Origin of the sequence: Sediminibacterium sp. (assembly GCF_051861365.1) — a bacterium.
GTDB lineage: Bacteria > Bacteroidota > Bacteroidia > Chitinophagales > Chitinophagaceae > Sediminibacterium.
The window spans coordinates 28849-50746 of sequence record NZ_JBHYCW010000002.1; the positions used below are offsets into that span (position 1 = coordinate 28849).

Sequence of the window (21898 nt, forward strand, 5' to 3'; positions counted from 1 at the left end):
ATTCCACACTGCCATGGCAAAAGAAATGAATAACAGGCAGGCTTATTATAATTACCACATCGAAGATAAATATGTGGCAGGGATTGTATTGCTAGGTACCGAAGTGAAATCGATCAGAGATGGCAAAGTGAGTTTCAATGATGCGTTTTGCTTGTTTGATGATGGCGAACTATGGGTACGTGGATTATATATCGCCGAATACTCACATGGTACAGCCAATAACCATATCGCTGTTCACGACAGAAAATTACTCTTGCAAAAAAGAGAGCTGAAAAAAATACAAGCCAAATTAAAAGAGAAAGGCTACACCGTAATCCCCTTACGCGTTTTCTTGAACGATAAAAATCTGGTGAAAGTAGAAATAGGACTAGGAAAAGGTAAAAAGCTACACGATAAGCGTGAAACGATCAAAGACAGGGATGTGCAGAAAGAGATTAAGCGTTTCTTGAAATAAAGTTTGATTTTTTGTCCGAAGGACTCCTTGAGAGATCTTTGATTTCTTGATTTATTTTTTCAAATCAAGAAATCAAAGATCATCAAATCAAAGATCTATTTAGCGAGTTTCACTTTCAGGTTTTGATCCAACGCTTCCAAAAACTCTTCAGTATACAGATAGTGTTCTCCATGATTCACTTTGTTACCATGGATACATACTGCTAAGTCTTTGGTCATTTTTCCGCTCTCAACAGTTTCAATACATACCTGCTCTAAAGCTTGACAGAAATTGATCAGTTCCTGATTACCATCCAACTTTCCACGGAATTCCAAACCTCTTGTCCATGCAAAAATAGATGCGATCGGATTGGTAGAGGTTGGCTTCCCTTTTTGGTGTTCACGATAGTGGCGGGTTACGGTTCCGTGTGCAGCTTCTGCTTCCATCACTTTTCCGTCAGGGGTAACAAGCGTTGAAGTCATCAGACCTAGAGAACCGAAACCTTGTGCAACAGTATCACTTTGTACATCACCGTCATAGTTCTTACAAGCCCATACAAAATTACCATTCCACTTTAATGCACTGGCTACCATGTCATCGATCAAACGATGTTCATACGTAATACCTGCTTCAGTGAATGCAGCTTTGAATTCATTCTGATAGATCTCTTCAAAAATATCTTTGAAACGACCATCATATTTTTTCAAAATGGTATTCTTAGTAGATAAGTATAAAGGCCATTTTTTACTCAATGCCTGATTGAAACAAGCACGGGCAAAACCTTTGATGCTCTCATCGGTATTGTACATCGCTAAAGCAACACCGTCTCCTTTAAAATTGAACACTTCAAATTCTTGAACGGTTCCATCCTCTCCTTCAAACTTAACGGTGAGTTTACCTTTTCCTTTGGTTACAAAATCTGTGGCACGATATTGATCTCCAAAAGCATGACGACCAATACAGATTGGCGCAGTCCAGTTAGGTACCAATCTCGGAACATTTGAACAAACGATGGGCTCACGGAAAACAGTACCATCCAGAATATTTCTGATGGTTCCGTTCGGACTCTTCCACATTTGTTTGAGCTTGAATTCTTTTACACGCTCTTCATCGGGAGTAATGGTAGCGCATTTGATGCCTACGCCATATTGTTTGATTGCATTGGCAGCATCAATCGTTACCTGATCATTGGTCTCATCGCGATACTCCATTCCCAGGTCGTAATATTTAATATCCAATTCCAGATAAGGAAGGATCAATTTCTCTTTAATGAATTTCCAGATGATTCTTGTCATCTCATCACCATCCAGTTCTACGACCGGATTTGCTACTTTAATTTTTTGCGTCATTACGGTTTATTTTAATGATAAAACGGGCACAAATGTAACGAATTCAAGCTATTTCAGGACAAATGCCCTTTTAGCCTTTCATAGCTTATTTTCCACTAAACATTCACGATCAGTACCGGTATTTGTAAGGCATGACGAACATCTTCAATGGTTTCACCAAACAAATAATCCTTCCAACCACTGTGCCGGTGTGCTCCCATTACTACCATATCTGCTCCTGAATCTTTTACGATCCTAATGATTTCTGTAACACGATTCTTATATCCCAATACGGCTTCTGCCTGATAGCCCTGCGCCCTTAGTTGGGCACAATAATGATCAATCCTTTTTTTATCCAACCTTGTCTCGTCATCATCACTGGCATCACCAAGGTATTTGGCCGACACACTTTCTACCACATGTAACAGTAAAAAGGAAACGTTCTTATTACCCTGAGCCAAAGCATGCGCAATCAGTTTTTCGTCGGCTTTTGTAAAATCCAGTGCAATGGCAATTTTCTTCGTTGCTTTCACAGAAAGATTGTCCAATTCGGCCCATTCTCCATGCATAGCTGCATGCTGTTGTTCTCTTTTCTTTTTAAAGAATGGAAGGAAAGTCATGGTCACAAATAACCATAAAAACAATAGTATCAAAACACTTACCAAGATCTTCAATCCCCACTCACCTTGTGCATCATACACAGCCAATGCTTCTTCAGCAACCAGTTTTACATTTAAGAATACCAAAATACAAGCTACAGTCCATGCAGCAACTTTCACCCATGGTTTAATCACAAAACTGCCCATGGTTTCTTTATCACTTACAAAATGGATCAATGGTATCACAGCAAATCCCAATTGTAAACTCAGTATCACCTGACTGAACACCAGTAAGTCATCCACCTTATCATCTCCATAAATCCCAATTACCAATACAGCAGGAACAATCGCAATTAAACGGGTAATCAATCTTCTCAACCAAGGATTCAAACGCAATCGTAAATATCCTTCCATTACTATTTGTCCGGCAAGTGTACCGGTAATGGTAGAGCTTTGCCCCGCAGCAATCAGTGCTACTGCAAAAAGAATGGGCGCTAATTCTGTTCCTAAAAGCGGTTGCAATAATTTGTGCGCATCTTCAATTCTGGCTACTTCCGTATTTCCTGTTTTGAAAAAAACAGTTGCCGCCAAAACAAGTATCGCAGCATTCACAAAAAATGCTGCATTCAATGCGATGGTACTATCAATAAAATTATATTTCAATGCACGCTTAATGCTTTTTTGATCTGACCCAATCTTTCTGGTTTGAACCAATGCAGAATGCAAGTAAAGATTATGGGGCATTACAGTAGCGCCAATAATCCCCACTGCAATGTACAAAGACTCATTACTCAACATGGATGGAACGAATCCGGTAACTACTTCTGAAAGATCCGGTTTTGCCAATAAAATTTCAATCAAAAAAGAAACTCCAATCGTAGCTACCAATGCCAAAATAAATGCCTCCATTTTACGGATGCCATATCGTTGCAGCAGCAGAAAAAGAAAAGTATCTAATACGGTAATAGCAACACCCCACATTAATGGCAAGCCCGTCAACAAATGTAAGCCGATAGCCATACCTACTACTTCTGCCAGATCGGTAGCTGCAATGGCCAGTTCTGCCAATATGTACAAACAAAAATTGACAACGGGTGGATAGGTTTCTCGATTGGCTTGTGCAAGGTCTCTTCTTCTCACAATACCCAATCTGGCACTCAAACTTTGTAGCAATAATGCCATGAGGTTACTCATCAGTAAAACCCAAATGAGTTGATAACCAAATTTGGCACCCCCTTGAAGATCAGTTGCCCAATTACCCGGATCCATATAACCCACACTCACCAAGTATGCCGGCCCCAAATAAGCCAATATACGTCTCCATCCTTTTCGTGGTGTAGTTGTATCCACTGTTTCATGCACTTCACTCAGAGAAACCGATTCATTATTTTGTTTCATGTTACAGGGATTTTACAAATAGTACAGATGCCAATTCACGGCTTACTGTAACGACTTGTTGATTTTTAATGCGTAGCTCCAATGATCCGTCAAAATCAAATACTTTTTTTACTTCTAAACGTGTACCCATTTGTAGTCCTTTATGTTTCAACAATTCCAATAATTCAGTGGATTGACTACCCACTGCAGTAATTTGAACAGGTGTATGAAGGAGGGCTCCTGATAACTGTTCTTGTGGTTGCGCAATGATCTTGCCTTTACTATCGGGTATCGGATCACCATGCGGATCAAATTTAGGATGACCTAAAAACTCATCTAGTTTATCAATAAGTTTGTTACTGCTGATATGTTCCAGTTCTTCCGCAACTTCATGTACTTCATCCCAACCAAATTGCAATTTATCTACCAGGAAATATTCCCATAACCGATGCTTGCGTACAATGCCCAAAGCCACTTTCCTACCCTCTGCACTCAGTTTTACACCACGGTAAGGTTCATAGCTAATGATTTTTTTAGCTTTTAATTTTTTGAGCATATCCGTCACCGAGGCAGGCTTAGTTTGTAGCTCTGCAGATAACGCATTGGTACTAACCACTTCCTGACCATGTTGTAAGTGATATACTGCTTTAATATAATTCTCCTCCGCCATCGTAAACTTCATGACCCTAAATTTATTTTTAGACAAACCTAAATTTTTATTACCGAATTTGCAAGTACTTCCATCGAAAACACTATTTTTAAGTCAAATTAGGTTCATGAGATACTGGGCGCCTATATGTTTGCTGATCATTTGTTTCGCCTGTAAGGACAAAAAAATTGACTTTTCCGGCGAAGTGCCTTTAAAAGCAGAAGATTTTATTACTGTATTCCCAAAAATTACCGGATCATTTTTAATGGCCGACTCCAATCTGGCACGTAAAGCTGATACCACTCGAATTGGTTACAAGGCTTTGGTTCAGTTCATTCCTGATTCTGTGCTAAAGACTTATGTAGGAAAAGATAAAAAAACGGTGATTCGTCCGGTGGGTATCATTGAAAAAGAAAATGAAAATTATTTATTGCTCAATTTCACCCGACAAAAAAAGACCACAAATGTTGTATTTGTAACAGATAAAAAACTTTCCTATTTAGCATCCAAAGAGTTGTTGACAAATCAGAAAACAGATAATTATTATCGATTTGTTTCGATTAATAAGGAACCCACCTTCCTGATCAATCGTGAAAAACAAGCGCCGGACAATACCACAAAATTTACAAGAGCCGGTTGGATTTATAACAATGAAGGATTCTTTATGCTAGTGATCAACGACAGTAATGAAGATCCGGAAAAAACAGCAGTGATTAATCCAATTGATACCCTCCCCAGAAAAAACAAGTTAAGTGGCGACTATGTAAAGAATGAAAAGAATTATATCTCCATCCGTGATGGTAAAGATGCGAATACATACTTGTTTTTTATTCATTTTGAGAAAGACAAAGGTGCATGTGTAGGTGAATTGAAAGGCGATTTTAAAATGAAAACAGCTTCAACTGCCATCTATCTGCAGAATGGTGATCCATGTATCATAGATTTTAGTTTTTCCGGCAACCATGTCAATGTAAAAGAGCAAGGAAGTTGTGGCAACCATAGAGGCATCAAATGTTTTTTTGATGATGCCTATCGAAAAAAGAAGGAAGTGAAAGCTAAAAAGAAAAAATCGTCTTGATACAATTGTTCCATTTTTACGGTATAAATTTCCCGAAAACGTTTGCAATGCCTTTTCATCATTGAATCCTAACGTTTGTTTGTACAAAGCTGATTATCTTCCCACTGATTACCCACAGTTCTATTGTGTAAAAAGTACATTTTATTGAAATACCCCTATATTGCAAGCGCTAATTGATCACCAAACGAGCATTTATGAATTTTAGAAATTATCATGTCCCTTATCAGATTAATGAGCAGTACAGTAAGAAAGCTGCTTATTTTTCAATGGAATTTGCAATTCATCAACCTTTAAAAATATACAGTGGCGGTTTAGGATTTCTGGCGGGTTCACATCTAAGAAGTGCCTATGAACTTAAGCAGAATATGATTGGTATCGGGATCCTTTGGAAGTATGGTTATTATGATCAGGCAAGAAATCAGGACCAGACTTTACAGGTTACTTTCATGGAGAAAATTTATAGTTTTCTCGAAGATACCGGTATCAAGTTTCAGATATTGATCCATGAACATCCGGTGTGGGTGAAAGCATATTATTTAAATCCGGAAACATTCAACAGTGCTCCCCTATTTTTATTGAGTACTGATTTACCGGAGAACGATTATGTTTCTCAAACCATCACACATCGTTTATACGACGCCAATGTGGCAACAAAAGTTGCACAATTTATTTTGTTAGGCGTAGGTGGAGCTAAATTGATTGACGAATTAGGCTTCAATCCTGATGTATATCATTTGAATGAAGCACATGGCATTTCTTCTGCTTTCTATTTGTTGAACAAATTCAAGAGTGCCGAAAAAGTAAAAGAGCATCTGGTATTCACCACACATACTCCTGAAGAAGCGGGTAATGAAAAACATGACATCTATTTATGTCATAAAATGAGTTATTTCTGTGGATTAAGTATTGATGAAGTACGTAAACTCACCGGTATTAAAGACGATCAATTCAATCACTCATTGGCTGCATTACGCTTTGCACGCAAAGCCAATGGTGTATCTGCACTTCATGGACATGTAAGTCGTGAAATGTGGAAGAACCATGAGGGTATTTGTCCGATAACATCTATCACCAACGCACAGAACTGGCGTTATTGGGCTGATAAGCAAATGTATCGTGCCATGGAAGAAGGTAATGACTTTGCATTTGATGACAGAAAAAAGTACCTAAAGAAAAGAGCTTTTGAGATCGTTGCCGATCAAACCGGAAAAGTATTTGATCCCAATGTACTAACCATTGTATGGGCTAGAAGATTTGCCGGATACAAACGTGCGGATATGTTGACCTACGACATGGAGCGTTTTGAGAAAATGCTGAATGATTTAAAACATCCGGTACAGATCATTTGGGCTGGAAAACCTTATCCTGTTGATTATCCTGCTATTTCGCAATTCAACAACCTGGTTCATTTGAGTAAGAACTACAAAAATGTAGCTGTATTGATTGGTTATGAATTGGGATTGAGCAAGCGAATGAAACAAGCAGCAGATGTTTGGCTCAATAATCCACGCGTACCCAGAGAAGCATCAGGAACCAGTGGTATGACGGCTGCTATGAATGGTGCGGTAAACTTCTCTACGGATGATGGATGGATCCCTGAATTTATTAACCATGGCAACAATGGTTTTGTAGTACCTAAAGCTGACTATGAAAATATGACAGTACACGATCAAGATGAATATGATTTGAACAAAGCCTATGAAATTTTAGAGCAACAGATCATCCCGATGTACTATGACAACTTTGATACCTGGAGACAAATCACCAAAAATGGTATGAGAGATGTACGCTTCCAGTTCGATAGTAACAGGATGGCGCATGAGTATTATGAGATCATGTATAAATAGACTTGATGGTGAAAGGTGAAAAGTGAAAGGTCAATGGACCATAGTCCATGGTATCGTTTCACCTTTCACTTTTCACCTCTCCCTATCCACCCTTCACCTTTCCTTAACACCCCTACACTTCCATAGCTGCTATTTTCGCGTCATGAGGTATTTATTATTATCGTTTGTACTATTAGGATTTCTGCAATCTTTTGGTCAAATGGATAGTTTGAAACAGGAAAAGCAACGAATTGATAGTATCTATATCAAAGAAGTACAGGATAAACGTAAGCCGGATAAGGTTTTACATGCTGAGCCGCTGTTCATAGATTTGATTCGTGATCTCGGTGCCAGAAAAGGAGAAAGAGAATGGAATATTGGTTTGGGACTAACAGACAATAATCGATACGATCTTTATACTACATTGATTGAATATGAATTTGCACCCATCAGTAGATTGGGATTTGAAGTAGAACTTCCTTTCTCCTATTATTCACCACTAGGAGGCATCAGTAAAGACTCTATTCCCGGATCAAAACTGAATGGACTAAAACTCGCTACACAATATTCATTTTTTGTTTCTGAAAAACACAAAACCTCTTTGGCGATAGGTTATATCCATGAATTCATGATGCCTGAATTCAGAAATTACAAATCAAGTCGATTCATCAGCGCTCATCAATTCAATCCATTCTTTATTGCTGCCAAAAGATGGGGTAATAATTTCCATACTCTACTATATACCGGACCACAAATTGAAAGAAGTGTTATTACCCATCATACCAGCAAGAATTGGCAGGTCAATACCAATTTTCATTATATGATTCCGGGTACTCGAAATTTTGTGGGTATGGAGTTCAACAAGGATTTTCGAAAGAAGGATTTTGATATGGTCATCAGACCACAAATGAGAGTTGGCATCGCAGATAATCTGCTTATTGGTATTGTAGCTGGGGTTCCGGTGAAGAGAGAAAACCAACGTTTCAGCAGTTTTGTAAGACTGATATATGAACCCGGACAGAAGCACCACCGACAGCCTCGGTTGGTTACAGCACCATAATAGCCCTTAAATAAAGGTAATTGTAACATTTAGACAGTAATTTTGTTATCCTACTAAACGGGTTTATGGAAAACAAAATAGCCATTGCCATTACAGGAGCCAGTGGTTCCATTTATGCCAAGTTATTGCTTGATAAGTTACAGGCCATGCCTGAGCAATATCAGGAAATTGGCATCGTCATGAGTAAAAATGCCAAGGAAGTTTGGAAAACAGAATTGGGCAATGAGGAGTATGATCAATACCCCTTCCGCTATTTTGAAAAGTATGATTTTAATGCACCCTTTGCCTCCGGTTCTGCTAAATATAATATCATGATCGTTGCTCCCTGCAGCATGGGTACCCTTGGTCGCATTGCAGCCGGAGTAAGTGATGACCTGGTAACAAGAGCTGCAGATGTGGTATTAAAAGAAAGAAGAAAGTTGATCCTGATGGTGCGTGAAACCCCTTATAACCTCATCCACATTAAAAATATGGAAACGGTGACACTCGCCGGCGGGATTATTTGTCCCGCCACCCCTTCCTTTTACAGCAACCCACAAACCATTGAAGAAGTAGCCGCAACTGTTGTTGATCGTGTGCTTGATCTTGCTGGGTTAGAGCAGGCGTCTTACCGTTGGGGAAGCAGACCGTAGTCGATAGTCCATGGACCATGGTCTATGGACTATCGACCAAAAAAAAGCTCCGCTTTTCAGCAGAGCCTTTATATCGAGTACTTACCTTCTCTTATACTTGTGCGTTCTCTCCTTCTTCTACTCTTTTCTGAAAATCGAATTTGAGTTTACCTGATTCTTTATCAAGATCTGCAATCAATACATCTCCTTGCTTGATATTCATATTCAGAATCTCTTCCGCTAATGGATCTTCCAGGTATTTTTGAATGGCGCGGTGTAGCGGACGTGCGCCAAACTGTGAATCATAGCCTTTTTCAGAAATGAATTCTTTGGCAGCTGCTGTTAGTTCTAAAGAGAATCCAAGATTTTGTAAGCGCTTGGAAACACCTTTCATCAAAATATCAATAATGTTAAAGATATTTTCTTGACTCAATGAGTTGAATACGACCACATCATCAATACGATTCAAGAACTCCGGAGAGAAGGTTCTTTTCAGTGCTTTTTCAATGACTGCCTTATTATTCTCCTCTGCATTTTGAATACGAGTAGCAGTTGCAAAACCTACCCCATCACCAAACTCTTTCAACTGGCGAACACCTATGTTAGAAGTCATGATAATCATGGTATTTTTGAAATCTACTTTTCTACCCAACCCATCCGTCAGCTGACCATCATCCAATACCTGCAACAATATGTTATAAATATCAGGATGTGCTTTTTCGATTTCATCCAATAGGATCACACAATAGGGCTTGCGTCTTACTTTTTCTGTTAGCTGTCCGCCCTCTTCATATCCTACATAACCCGGAGGTGCTCCGATCAATCTACTTACGGTGAACTTCTCCATGTATTCACTCATATCAATACGAATCAGTGAGTCTTCAGAATCAAACATATAACGAGCCAAAGCACGTGCCAACTCTGTTTTACCAACACCTGTCGGACCTAAGAAAATAAAGGTTCCAATTGGTTTCTTAGGATCTTTCAAACCCACACGATTACGTTGAATGGCTTTCACAACTTTTTGAATGGCTTCGTCTTGTCCAACCACCATACCCATCATATCATCACTCATCCGGCGTAGCTTCTCGGTCTCTGCTTGTACCATTCTCTTCACAGGAATACCTGTCATCATACTCACCACTTCGGCGATATGCTCTTCACTGATGGGATAACGTTTGTGTTTACTTTCTTCTTCCCATTGAGTCTTCGCTTTCTCTAATTCTTCTCCCAATCTCTTTTCCGTATCACGCAGTGCAGCCGCTTCTTCAAAACGCTGACTTTTTACTACTTTATTTTTCTCGTTCTTAATGTCTTCGATCTTCTTCTCCAATTCCACAATCTCCTGCGGAACATTGATATTTTTCAGGTGTACCCGTGCTCCTACTTCATCCAATACATCAATCGCTTTGTCAGGCAGTAATCTATCCGTCATATAACGATCACTCAATTTCACACAAGCATCAATGGCATCATCGCCATAAGATACATTGTGGAAGTCTTCGTATTTAGATTTGATATTATTAAGGATAGTAATGGTATCTTCTACACTAGGTGGTTCTACAATTACTTTTTGGAATCGTCTGTCTAATGCACCATCTTTTTCAATGTACATGCGGTACTCATCCAAGGTAGATGCGCCAATACATTGCAGTTCTCCTCTTGCCAAAGCCGGTTTGAATATATTGGATGCATCCAATGAACCGCTGGCACCACCTGCACCTACAATGGTATGTATTTCATCAATGAACAGAATAACATCTCTGTTTTTTTCCAGTTCATTCATGATGGCTTTCATTCTTTCCTCAAACTGACCACGGTATTTGGTACCTGCTACCAATGCAGCTAAATCCAATGATATAACGCGTTTATCGAAGAGGACACGACTTACTTTACGTTGAACGATACGCAATGCCAATCCTTCAACAATGGCTGTTTTACCTACACCCGGCTCACCGATTAGAATAGGATTATTCTTTTTGCGGCGGCTCAATATCTGACTCACTCTTTCTATTTCCGCTTCACGACCTACAATGGGGTCTAAGGAACCTGATTCTGCCAATTTGGTGATATCTCTGCCAAAATTGTCGAGAACCGGCGTTTTACTTTTAGCATTACCGCCTGCCTTTGCGCCGGATTTGGGTTGCTGATATCCGGAGCCTCTTTTCTCTTCATCGAATTCATCTTCGCCTTCATCACTGAATTCTGCACGTGGATTGGGATTGGTAGAGCCTACCATGCCTATCTCATTTCTGAATAGATCATAATCCACATCAAATTGATTTAAAATCTGCGTGGCTATATTCTCTTTATTCTTAAGAATGCTGAGCATAAGGTGTTCAGTTTCTACCAATGGACTCTTCAAAGCCTTGGCTTCAAGAACTGTAACACGAATTACTTTTTCTGCCTGTTTGGTAAGGGGTAAACTATTGATATTGGCAATATTTTTACCGGTCTTATCTTTCACAGCCAATTCCACTTCCTTCCGCAATTCATACAAATCAACATTGAGTTGTTTTAATACTTTGATGGCGGTATTGTCGCCATCCCTGATCAAACCCAATAACAGGTGTTCTGTGCCAATGAAGTCGTTTCCGAGCCGCAAAGCCTCTTCCCTGCTGAAAGAAATGATCTCTTTAACCTGTGTTGAAAAATTATTATCCATAACCTAAATTGGATTTATACAATTATAACGAATATTTTTGAGCGAAGTTGTGTATCAGTTATACACAGCTGTTAACGTAACCTACGTAAAAATGGAAGTCAAAATTGATACCAAAGAGAAATTCACCGTTGTAACACCGGTCACGCCCGCACTTTCTGCCAATATAGCAGCAAAACTGGCCGAAACCTGTTCCGATTTCTTACAAAAAGAAGTAAGAAACATCGTGTTAAATCTTGAACCTATTACTGAAATTGAACCTGAAGCAGCTAAAACCCTAGCCCTGCTTCAACAAAATTTCTATGAGAACAGCGCTTCCTTTGTTTTATGCAATCTCAAAGAACCGATTGAATCTGTTTTTGAGCAAGAGGAATTACTAGACTTTATGAATATAACCCCCACTGAAAGCGAAGCTTGGGATATTGTACAAATGGAAGAAATCGAAAGAGAGCTGATGGATGGTGATGATATTGAATTTGATAAACCGGAGTAAGACAATGTCTGATGTCGGATGTCTGATATACAAAAACTCCGTGAATCTTTGTGCCGTACAAAACTCCTGTGGTAAAATAACCACGTTTACACAGAGTTTTGTACGGAGTTGCACGGAGTAGTTTTCACATTTCAAATCAGACATCCGACATCACACATCCTACATCCTATCCCACTATGTCCTACAAAGACTATTACCAGATACTAAGGGTTTTACCAAATGCAACTACTGCTGAGATCAAAAAGTCTTATCGGTTATTGGCCATGGAGTTTCATCCGGATAAAAATCCAAACGCTCATGCGGCTGAGCAATTTGCATTCATCAAGGAAGCTTATGCCATTCTGAGTGATCCAAGACAAAGAAAAAAATATGATGCAACTCTTTTTTCAGAAACCTATAGCAATATTCGTATTGCTACTACGCCTGAAGAAGTGAGAGACATGAGTAAAGAATTGGTGGGAAGAGTGCAACTCATGAATCCGGATAGGATCAATCGGGATAAGTTGGTATTAGATATGGATGCTGTTCTTTCAGTATATCATATTCAATTATTAGAGAAGTGGAAAGACGAAAAGCAAAATATTTTGTTAGTAAAAGACTTATTGTATTGCATGCAGTATGTAGACAGATCAGATTGTTTGCGATTGACTAAAATAATGCATGCAATAGATGGATTGGGTGTTGAGGGCCAGCAACAAATCAATCAGTTCTTACGATCCTATCAGCGTAATTATTATTGGGAGAAATATAAGATACTTCTAGCCTTAATGATGGCAATCTTGGTATGTTATCTTATCTATAGGTTATAAAAAAAGCGCAATTTTTACGTTGCGCTTTTTTATAAGATATTCTATACTATTCATCACTCATCCAAATAAGTTACCAATGTTCTTCCTTTTGTTCCGGTAGTTGCAACATCACCATACCCACGGTAAATCATGGTATAAGAACGTTGATTACCGAATGAAGCGCTATTCAAAACAGCCAAATTAAATGTACTGCCTGGTCTGCGTACATACAAGGTATCACTCAACTGGCTATTGAAAGGCAGGGTTTGAAAATCAACAACCTGACCAGGAGCAACACTATTAAAGATAGTCCCATTTCTTCTTGCAGAGAAAATGCTCACAGTAGTACCAGCAGTATCTGCTGCGATAGCATTTACAAAGCGAAGACGATAGTTTCCGGTATTGGGTTGTACGATATTATCTGGCAAAACCATTTTGGAAGAATCTCTGGTTGATTTTACGTCATCTGTTAATATAACAGAATAACGTTGTCCTCTCAAAGCCAGATTGGTAAACAAAGCCAACTGAATAGAATCAGGATTGACTCTGCCTGCCACGGTTATTTTTAATGTTTGAAGTCCGGCAGGTACCGCAAAATAGCCAAAGCCGGTTGTACCTGCTGCCGGGAAAAACCCACCGTAAGTAATCAAAGGTCCATTCACTTTTGCATTATTGACATACAAATTGATAGAATCAGGAGCATTAAAGACCTGACGGAAAGAAGGCGAAGCATGTATTACACGAATAAATGCCTTGCCTTCAACGGTAGTATATTCAGCTGTACGATCTGCCTGTTTTTCGCAGGATGCAAACACCATCATACCCGCTGCGATTATAGCTGTATAGGATAATAATTTTTTCATCGGTTAAGTTTTGAGGGTGTAATTATTTCTGTGAAAACCAGGTTTCTTTGGTATGATAATCTAATTTATCAGCACCGATTCTAACCAATTCATTGAAATTCCAAACGTATTCAGAATTATATCTTGGTCTTACACGATAAACAAATTTGCCGGCATTGTCTACATACATGTTAACACCACTTGGAGGAGTAAACCCTGTATATACTTGTAAAGTGGTAGCAGGATCGATATCTGTATAATGATAACGACGCATATCTACCCAGCTTTCAAGGGTATTGTATCCCCAAAGGGCAATATATTTTTGCAACATGATATGACTTAGCGTCAAAGTCAAAGGATCTGAAGGTACTGCTGTACTAGCCATATATGCCGCTTTTGTGCTGGCTGTAATTTGATTAGCAGTTGGCACATTGGTATTGTATTTGTCGGTCAGCATATCAAAATGCAGACTCACACCCTGACGAAATGCTGCAAGAGCCGTTACTCTATCATTCTTTTTAAAAGCTGCTTCTGCTTTCATGAACTGAATTTCACTCGCCGTCATTACTGGGAACTCAGCTCCACTTAAGAAAATGAATCTTCCAGTTGTTTCATTGGCAGTTGTACCTGTTGTAACGGCGCTTGTACCACCCCAAAAATTTTCAGGACGATCATTCACGTTCGTGATGCCCGCATTACCGCGATTAGGCTCAAGTCCAACAAATGTTCCATTTGGATTGGTTCTTAATAAATACCATCTGCGAGGATCAATCACACCTGTAAATGAAGGATGCGGATTGGTACCGTTTAATAGGTTCACTGAAAATGCACCTTGACGTAAAGTGCCCACATTACCTCTTAGCGGACCAAAGAAATTGGCATTGGCAGAGATACCTGTATTTGCAAATTTCAAAGTAGCATTATCAGCATTACTAGCCAGTGACAGATTCGCATAAGCAATCACCGAATCGGCATTATAAGATGCTTTGTTACTAAGGTGATTGAAACTACGTGCAAGAACCCCATAAACAAACTTCTTCCATTTGTTGACATCACCGCCATAGAAGTATTGATCTCCTGTAGCAAGATTGGCCTGACTTACACCATCACCTGTTTTATTCAGATTAGTAAGTGCTGTATGACAAAGCTGTCTAACGAATGTATACACATCTTGAGGTTCATCATATTTGAAAGTGATCAAGCTGGTATTAAATGCTTCCTTTAAAATCACTTCACCATGATAATCTACAAGTGTCAGCCAGCTCCAAGCGAAGATGGCTTGTCCAACTCCAACATAATCCCATTTCTTCTCTTCTGCAGCCCAATCGATCATGCGCATTAGGTTTTGCCCATGATCATAATAGTGGGTTCTCCAAACTGACGCAGCATTATCGCTGGCTCCGGTTGTTCCACCCATCATATCATATGCATCGGCTGGAGAACCGGCATTAAGAGAATGCCAGTTTTGAATATAACGGCCTGCAAAGCGGGCATCGTTGGCAGTACCATGTCCGGCACCATTACCTACCATACTTGCCAGAATACCCGGCAATAATCGTTCAGGTGGTACTTTTACATCCGCATTGGGATTGAGATATGCTTCATCTATTTTCTTACTACAAGAAACGGCTACTACACTGGTCAATGTAATTCCGACTAGTAGTTTTTTAAAGAATGTATATTTCATAAAATTGACTTTGTGGTTATACGATTTTTTTTAGCTCCTTAGAAAGCGGCTCTTAAGCCAAAGTTTACACTTATAGGAGTAGCAATGTTTCCATAATCAAACCCAAAACCACCTACCCCTCTTGTTGCAGAAGTATTTGCACTGGTAGCAGGATCTGCACCGGTGTAATTGGTGATCAGAATTAAATCATTTCCGGTTGCAAACAAGCTCAATCCTTTCAGGAACTGCATTTTGCGTATAGCTTTTGCAGGGAACATATAACTGATCGTGATATCTCTTAAACGCACCCAGTTAACGTCTTTCTCAATAAATTCCTCTTCCGGCATTCTCGCAGTATAATAGGTCTGCAAGTTGTAAGGAGTGATAGCGATGGTATTTTTAGTTGGAGTAGCCGTATTTTGTAAGCCATCATTTAAGACACCTTCAACTACTCTCGGTGTTTTTCTATCCTCTGTTCTTAAACTTTTACCTCTTCCGGTCAGGAACATTTCATTGGCATTGAAAATATCTCCGCCGATTTTCACATCCCAAAGGAAACTCAGGGTAAAATTCTTATAACGGAAGTTGTTATTGAAACCGATACTGAAATCAGGGTTTCTATCTCCACGTACCAAGAATCTTTGATCAACCAAAGGAAGACCTGTAGTTGGCTCAATCAGAATTTGTCCGGCATTGTTACGCTGATATCCAAATCCGGTAATAGAAGTACTTGGACCACCAGTGATCAAACCACCACGAGCATTTCCGAATACCCATGTATCAGAGATGTAAAATTCCGGAACGTTTGCAGGTAAACTCAATACTTTATTGCGCATTCTATTGAAGTTCACACGTGTGCTCCAGCTAAAGTTCTTGGTTTGTACCGGCGTTGCATCCAATGCAATTTCAATACCTGTATTACGTGTAGAACCCACATTCAAAGTATTCAATACGAAACCGGTTCCATAACTAGCTCTGAAGTTTTCAGCGATCTGCTTTTCATTCAAAGTGTTGTAATAAGTAACATCTAAGTTGATCTTATTATTAAAGAACTTGAACTCAGCACCCAATTCATAAGTCTTTTGAATTTCAGGCTCCAAGAAAAAGTTGTTGTTAGAGAATCCATAAGCAAATCCACCACCACTAGACTGTACAAAGTTAAATACAGACTGATTGGCGTATGGAGCGCTGGATCTAGCTGTTTGTGCAAGTGAACCTCTTAGTTTAAAGTAATTCAACACATTTCCTCTCTTTATAAAAGGTAAGATGTCTGACATGATAAAGCTCACACTACCTGCCGGATAATTATAGCTTCTAAATTGCTTGGGGAAGATAGAAGACTCTTCAAAACGGTGAGAATAAGTTAAGAAAGCTAAGTTCTTATAATTCAGTGCAAACTCACCAAAGAATGCTACCTGACGACTCAACACATAATTAGGACCGCCATTACGTTGTGCGTTATTCAAACGAATACGAGTGGCGGGGTTGGTATTATTACTATCCATACCATTTAGGTAATTGCCTTTTAACTGTGAGCCTGATACCGCATACATTTCTGTGCGATAATCCTGCCACATAGTACCCACCATCAACCGTCCGTTGAAATTACCCAAACTCTTACGCGCTGTTGCGGTAATGGTATGGTTATATCCTTTGTATTTGCGATAAAAATTATCCTGAAATCCTCTTGATGTACGAACAATACCTCCACCGAATGTTGTTGGGAGTCTGGCGGAAGATGCAGAATCTTTCACAGAAAATCCATCATTATTATACGTATCATATCCAAAACGACCTGCAACACTCAACCATGGAAAAGGATTCAGGTTTACTCCTAAAGTCATCAGAAAACGATCATTTACATCGTACCCTCTATTAAATTGTGAATTGAAATAAGGATTATCAAATTCATCATTTCCCAAACGCAGTTTTCTGGAATCCTCTGTTAAGTATTGGCTTGCATCATTATTAGATGGCCATGTCAACAGATTTAATAAATAAGAACCAGCGCCTCTTTCAGGTTTATTGTTCGTTGTTCTAATATAACTAATGGATGGAGCAATATCAATCCATTTATTGATCTTGGTACTGTTAGATAATCGAATATTATATCTGGAGAATGTGTTATTAGGTACAACACCTTTTTGATCGAATGCAGAACCTGAAAAACGCCATGATGCATTTTTAGTACCATAATCAGCACTCACATTATGTGTTTGCGCAAAACCGGTTTCAAAAAACTCTTTAACGTTATCATATAGCTGTACGTCGGTTCCATATGCCGGACCGAAATAGGAGTAAACGTTGTTATCGGAGTTTCCATTATTACCCTGACTGTATTTGTTGGAAACATCAGGCGTACGGGTTAATTTCTGAATACGGAAACTGTTGTCATAGTTGACGCTGATTTTTCCAATAGCTTTTGCTTTCTTGGTCGTGATAACGATAGCACCGGAACTGGCCTGACTACCATAAAGAGCCGTTGCTTCCGGACCTTTCAGTACGGTTACAGATTCAATATCATTGGGATTGATATCTGAAATACGGTTGGTGTAATCTTGTCCACGATTGGGCTGATCAGAAGCCAAACCAATGGTAGCACCGCCACCACTTTCATTCACAGAACCATTATCAACGATCACACCATCCACTACAAACAATGGTTGGTTACTCAATGCCATAGAATTAAATCCTCTCAAAACAATCGAAGAAGAAGATCCCGCTTGTCCACCTGTAGGTGTAATAGATAGACCTGCTACCCTTCCCTGTAAACTGTTCACGAAATTTTCACGCTGCGCTTCCGCGATTTCTTTACCGGTTACTTTTTGTACCGAATACCCCAATTCGCGAGGTTTACGTTTGATATCCATGGCTACTACCACTTCTTCCAATTCAGATACTTCAGCAGACAAGGTAATATTGAGTTGTGCACCTGTTATGGCAACACGCTTACCCTCATAGCCTACATAACTGATTTGAAGTGATTGTCCGTTATTGGCACGGATGGTAAAAGCCCCACGCTCATTTGTTTGAGCGGTGGCAGTGGCGCCTACCACTTTAATGGTTACACCTGCTAAGGGCAATTTGGTCGCAGCATCTGTAATGGTTCCCGATACTGTTTGGCTCTGACCAATGGCCGGTAGTGCAAACAGCAAAAGTAGCATTAAGGCCACTTTCATGATTGAGACAACATTTCTCATAAGAGTTTTTTTGGTTTCGTAAACAGAGATTAATCGGGAAGCTTCGTATGGCCATCCCCTATTTTTCACTTAGACATTGGATTCCCGCAAAACAATGCACCAGTTATCAATTTTTAATGCCGCAAAAAACTGCAAAAAATCGCCTTGGTTATCGAAAAGCGGAATAATAAAGCAATGTTAAAGTTCTTATGCGATATTTTCGAATATATTTAATCATAATTTTTTTCACATTGCCAATGCTAAATGTGTATTTCCGCAAAAAACTGCATTACTGGCAAAAACAAAGACTTTACACCCCCTAAAAGGTATAAACCCGCTAAAAAACGAATGAATAAAAAGTCATTGAGTGGCAAATACACTTATAATACCATAATGCCTCTTTGGATATAGGGTGACAGTTTAGGATCAGATGGGTCTAATTCTGTAATGAGGATATCAATTTCCTCAGGTTTACAGACTTGTAACTTTTGTGTAGTATTCAATTTTTCAGATATCGCTAAAGAAACCGTTTTTTGAGAGCCTCGTATCATGGCTCTTTTCACTTCAATGATCTCCCACTCCAAATCTGTAATACCTTCCTCAACATCCAAACTATTGGTACCCAGAAAACAATAATCGGCCTTGATACCGGCAAGTCGCTGAATCACTTCTGCACCCACAGATATTTGAGCGGTCTTGGATAATTTATTTCCTAAGAAAATAACTTCACATGTAGGATGTTCCAATAACTCCAATGCTATCGGCACACTCACCGTAATAAAAGTGGCACTCAAGTCAGGCGGCAGAGCTTTTACCAATTCTCGAATGGTGGTACCTCCTGATAATAAGATGAACATGCCATCTTTAATGAGCTCTACCGCTTTATAGGCAATTCTTTTTTTCTCTGGCAATGAATAGATGCTATTTGTCTCTAACGTAAAATGGAACGATTTAGACAAAGCACCCCCATGTACTTTAATGAGCTTCCCCTCTTCTGCCAACTCCTGAAGATCACGTCTTACCGTATCTTCTGAAACATCCAGTTGTACACTCAAATCAGATGACAATACCTTATTATGGATATTGATTTGCTGTATGATATAAGCTTGTCGTTCTTTCTTAAGCATGGATAAAAATAAGGAAATGCTTCAATTCCAAACTTCCATAGCCCCAAAATTGTATTTTCGTCCCGAAGAACGAGAGAAGTGAAAGGTGAAAAGTGAAACGACGCCATGGACTATGGACTATAGTCCATGGTCTATGGTCCATAGTCAATTCACTTTTCACTTTTCACCTTTCACCTTCCTAAACCATGATCTCCCAAAACACCATACAACAAATCTTCAACCGTGCCGATATCATTGATATTGTGGGGGAATTTGTGAAGCTGAAAAAAAGAGGTACCAACTATATTGGTAATTGTCCCTTCCACAACGAAAAAACACCTTCTTTTACCGTATCACCTACCAAAGAAATTTATAAATGTTTTGGCTGTGGTAAAAGTGGTCGTGCCATTGACTTCGTAATGGAGCACGAGAAATACAGCTATCCGGAAGCACTACGATGGCTGGCCGCTCGTTATAATATTGAAATTGAAGAAACGGAAGCTAGTCCGGAGATTAAACTACAGCAACTCACTTCTGAAAGTCTGTATGCGATCAACAATTTTGCCCAGAAATTTTTCTCGGAACAGTTATTCGATACCGATGAAGGTAAAATGATTGCACTCAGTTATCTTAAAGAGCGTGGTTTTCGGGAAGATATTCTTCACAAATTCCAAATAGGCTATAACCCTGATCATAGAGATGGACTCACCAAAGCATTATTGGAAAATCAGTTCAACCGTGAATTACTGCCTAAAAGCGGGTTGAGTGCTGTTAGAAATAATGATGAACTGGTAGACAATTATCGCAATCGTATCATATTCCCCATTCATGGCAACACAGGCAAGATCATTGGTTTTGGAGCACGCGTGATTGGCAAGAGTGATCGCGGACCAAAATATATCAATACGCCTGAGAATGAGATCTATGTCAAAAGCAGGATACTGTATGGACTCTACCAGGCTCGAATGGCCATTGATAAAGCCAAAGAATGTTTACTCGTAGAAGGATATACCGATGTTGTGAGTCTGCACCAAGCAGGTATTGAAAATGTGGTGGCAAGTGGCGGAACGTCTCTAACCACAGACCAAATCCGATTGATCAAAAAATACACCGATAACCTTACGATCATTTATGATGGTGATAGCGCCGGTGTAAAAGCTGCATTGCGTGGTTTGGACATGGCTTTGGAAGAAGGGCTCAATGTTCGACTCGTATTAATTCCGGATAATGAAGACCCCGATAGTTATGTTCATAAAGTAGGTGTTAGTGCTTTCAATGATTTTGTTGCAAAATCGAAAAAAGACTTTATCATATTCCAGTTGGAAGTCATGTTGAAAGAAGCCGGAACAGATGTGAGTAAGAAAAGTGCAGTAGTGAATCAGGTTGCCGAAACCCTGAGCAAGATCAATAAGGCAGAAGACTTTACAAAACAACAAGATTATATCCGCCAATGTTCTGATTTATTGAGAATTGATGAGGCCGGTCTCACCAATCTTGTCAATAAATACAAACGTGATAAGATTGCCAAAGAAGAAAAAAAAGGACTTGCTCAAGAAGAACTCAATCAACAATTAAAAGAGGCAGAGCAGCCGGAAGATGTATTAGATGATACCAGTCGATTGCTGGTTCAAGATGAAGCACATGAACGAAACATCCTCCGTGTTTTACTGGATTATGGTTTGCGCACATGGGATGAAACATCGAATGTGGCAGACTATATTTTTAGTGAGTTAGAACATTTTCATTTTGAAACACCCATACTTGAAAAATTATTTGAAGCCTATAAAGACGCTTATGAAAAAGGACTTGAACCTACTACCAAGTCAATGCTGTATCATGAAGATGAAAACATCAGAAACCTAATCATTAGTATTTCAGTAACACCTTTTGAGTTGAGTCAAAAATGGGATGAAGTGTTGGAAGGAATGAATATTGTGAATCGTGATACCAGCAGACAGGATGTCATCATGAGTATTCGCTTTTATAAGCTAAGAAGAATTAAAAAAATGATCGAAGAAAATCAAAGAGATATTGAGCATGCATCTACAGATGATTTTAAAAGACTACTTGAAATCCATAAACAACTCAAAGAAGCCGAACAAGAAATCACTACCCAATTGGGAACAGTGATTATTAAATGAAAAGTCAAAAGTTAAAAGTCAAAATTCAAAAAAATTATCATTTTTTCACGTTTGACTTTT

The 21898-nt window shown here is 39.2% G+C and carries 16 protein-coding genes; 8 read left to right on the forward strand and 8 right to left on the reverse strand.

The window, feature by feature from the left end; genetic code table 11:
- Positions 1–13: 13 nt before the first annotated feature.
- Positions 14–454 (forward strand): SsrA-binding protein SmpB, encoded by a 441-nt coding sequence (smpB, locus tag ACTIEV_RS00980; RefSeq protein WP_250685852.1) that lies wholly within the window; start codon positions 14–16, stop codon positions 452–454.
- Positions 455–549: 95 nt separating this feature from the next.
- On the opposite strand, the gene ACTIEV_RS00985 is transcribed toward smpB, so the two are convergent.
- The 3 genes from ACTIEV_RS00985 to ACTIEV_RS00995 all read right to left on the reverse strand — a co-directional run bounded on the left by ACTIEV_RS00985 (position 550) and on the right by ACTIEV_RS00995 (position 4419).
- The gene (locus ACTIEV_RS00985; RefSeq protein ID WP_322195761.1) at positions 550–1782 is read right to left on the reverse strand and encodes an NADP-dependent isocitrate dehydrogenase; all 1233 of its coding nucleotides are present in this window, start codon (positions 1780–1782) and stop codon (positions 550–552) included.
- A 95-nt stretch (positions 1783–1877) separates the two neighbouring features.
- Positions 1878–3758 (reverse strand): Nramp family divalent metal transporter, encoded by a 1881-nt coding sequence (locus ACTIEV_RS00990; protein WP_322195762.1) that lies wholly within the window; start codon positions 3756–3758, stop codon positions 1878–1880.
- Between the two features lies 1 nt (position 3759).
- Positions 3760–4419, reverse strand: a complete 660-nt coding sequence (locus ACTIEV_RS00995; RefSeq protein ID WP_322195763.1) for a metal-dependent transcriptional regulator — start codon at positions 4417–4419, stop codon at positions 3760–3762.
- A gap of 94 nt (positions 4420–4513) precedes the next feature.
- On the opposite strand from ACTIEV_RS00995, the gene ACTIEV_RS01000 reads away from it, so the two are divergent.
- The 4 genes from ACTIEV_RS01000 to ACTIEV_RS01015 all read left to right on the forward strand — a co-directional run bounded on the left by ACTIEV_RS01000 (position 4514) and on the right by ACTIEV_RS01015 (position 8982).
- Entirely contained in the window at positions 4514–5464 is a 951-nt protein-coding gene (locus ACTIEV_RS01000; protein ID WP_322195764.1) for a hypothetical protein, read from the forward strand.
- A gap of 194 nt (positions 5465–5658) precedes the next feature.
- Positions 5659–7311, forward strand: a complete 1653-nt coding sequence (gene glgP / locus ACTIEV_RS01005) for an alpha-glucan family phosphorylase (RefSeq protein WP_322195765.1) — start codon at positions 5659–5661, stop codon at positions 7309–7311.
- Positions 7312–7453: 142 nt separating this feature from the next.
- A complete protein-coding gene (locus tag ACTIEV_RS01010; protein WP_439515890.1) occupies positions 7454–8350 on the forward strand; it encodes an HAEPLYID family protein in 897 nt (298 codons plus the stop codon).
- A gap of 65 nt (positions 8351–8415) precedes the next feature.
- Positions 8416–8982, forward strand: coding sequence for a UbiX family flavin prenyltransferase (locus ACTIEV_RS01015; RefSeq protein ID WP_322195767.1), 567 nt, complete (start codon positions 8416–8418; stop codon positions 8980–8982).
- 91 nt (positions 8983–9073) lie between these two features.
- On the opposite strand, the gene ACTIEV_RS01020 is transcribed toward ACTIEV_RS01015, so the two are convergent.
- Complete coding sequence (locus ACTIEV_RS01020) at positions 9074–11626, reverse strand: ATP-dependent Clp protease ATP-binding subunit (RefSeq protein WP_439515891.1); 2553 nt, start codon at positions 11624–11626, stop codon at positions 9074–9076.
- 91 nt (positions 11627–11717) lie between these two features.
- Here ACTIEV_RS01020 and ACTIEV_RS01025 point away from each other — a divergent pair, with 91 nt between their 5' ends.
- Positions 11718–12116 carry an STAS domain-containing protein gene (locus ACTIEV_RS01025; protein WP_322195769.1) on the forward strand — a complete coding sequence of 133 codons (399 nt, stop codon included), beginning with the start codon at positions 11718–11720 and terminating at the stop codon, positions 12114–12116.
- Between the two features lie 176 nt (positions 12117–12292).
- Positions 12293–12925, forward strand: coding sequence for a J domain-containing protein (locus ACTIEV_RS01030; protein WP_439515892.1), 633 nt, complete (start codon positions 12293–12295; stop codon positions 12923–12925).
- Positions 12926–12978: 53 nt separating this feature from the next.
- Here the strand turns inward: ACTIEV_RS01030 and ACTIEV_RS01035 are convergent, their stop codons facing one another.
- The 4 genes from ACTIEV_RS01035 to ACTIEV_RS01050 all read right to left on the reverse strand — a co-directional run bounded on the left by ACTIEV_RS01035 (position 12979) and on the right by ACTIEV_RS01050 (position 19718).
- Positions 12979–13767 (reverse strand): DUF4397 domain-containing protein, encoded by a 789-nt coding sequence (locus ACTIEV_RS01035; protein ID WP_439515893.1) that lies wholly within the window; start codon positions 13765–13767, stop codon positions 12979–12981.
- A gap of 22 nt (positions 13768–13789) precedes the next feature.
- Positions 13790–15433, reverse strand: a complete 1644-nt coding sequence (locus ACTIEV_RS01040; protein ID WP_322195772.1) for a SusD/RagB family nutrient-binding outer membrane lipoprotein — start codon at positions 15431–15433, stop codon at positions 13790–13792.
- Between the two features lie 38 nt (positions 15434–15471).
- Positions 15472–18612, reverse strand: coding sequence for a SusC/RagA family TonB-linked outer membrane protein (locus ACTIEV_RS01045; RefSeq protein WP_322195773.1), 3141 nt, complete (start codon positions 18610–18612; stop codon positions 15472–15474).
- Positions 18613–18971: 359 nt separating this feature from the next.
- Complete coding sequence (locus ACTIEV_RS01050) at positions 18972–19718, reverse strand: DeoR/GlpR family DNA-binding transcription regulator (protein ID WP_322195774.1); 747 nt, start codon at positions 19716–19718, stop codon at positions 18972–18974.
- A 185-nt stretch (positions 19719–19903) separates the two neighbouring features.
- On the opposite strand from ACTIEV_RS01050, the gene dnaG reads away from it, so the two are divergent.
- Positions 19904–21838 carry a DNA primase gene (gene dnaG, locus ACTIEV_RS01055; RefSeq protein ID WP_439515894.1) on the forward strand — a complete coding sequence of 645 codons (1935 nt, stop codon included), beginning with the start codon at positions 19904–19906 and terminating at the stop codon, positions 21836–21838.
- Positions 21839–21898: the final 60 nt, after the last annotated feature.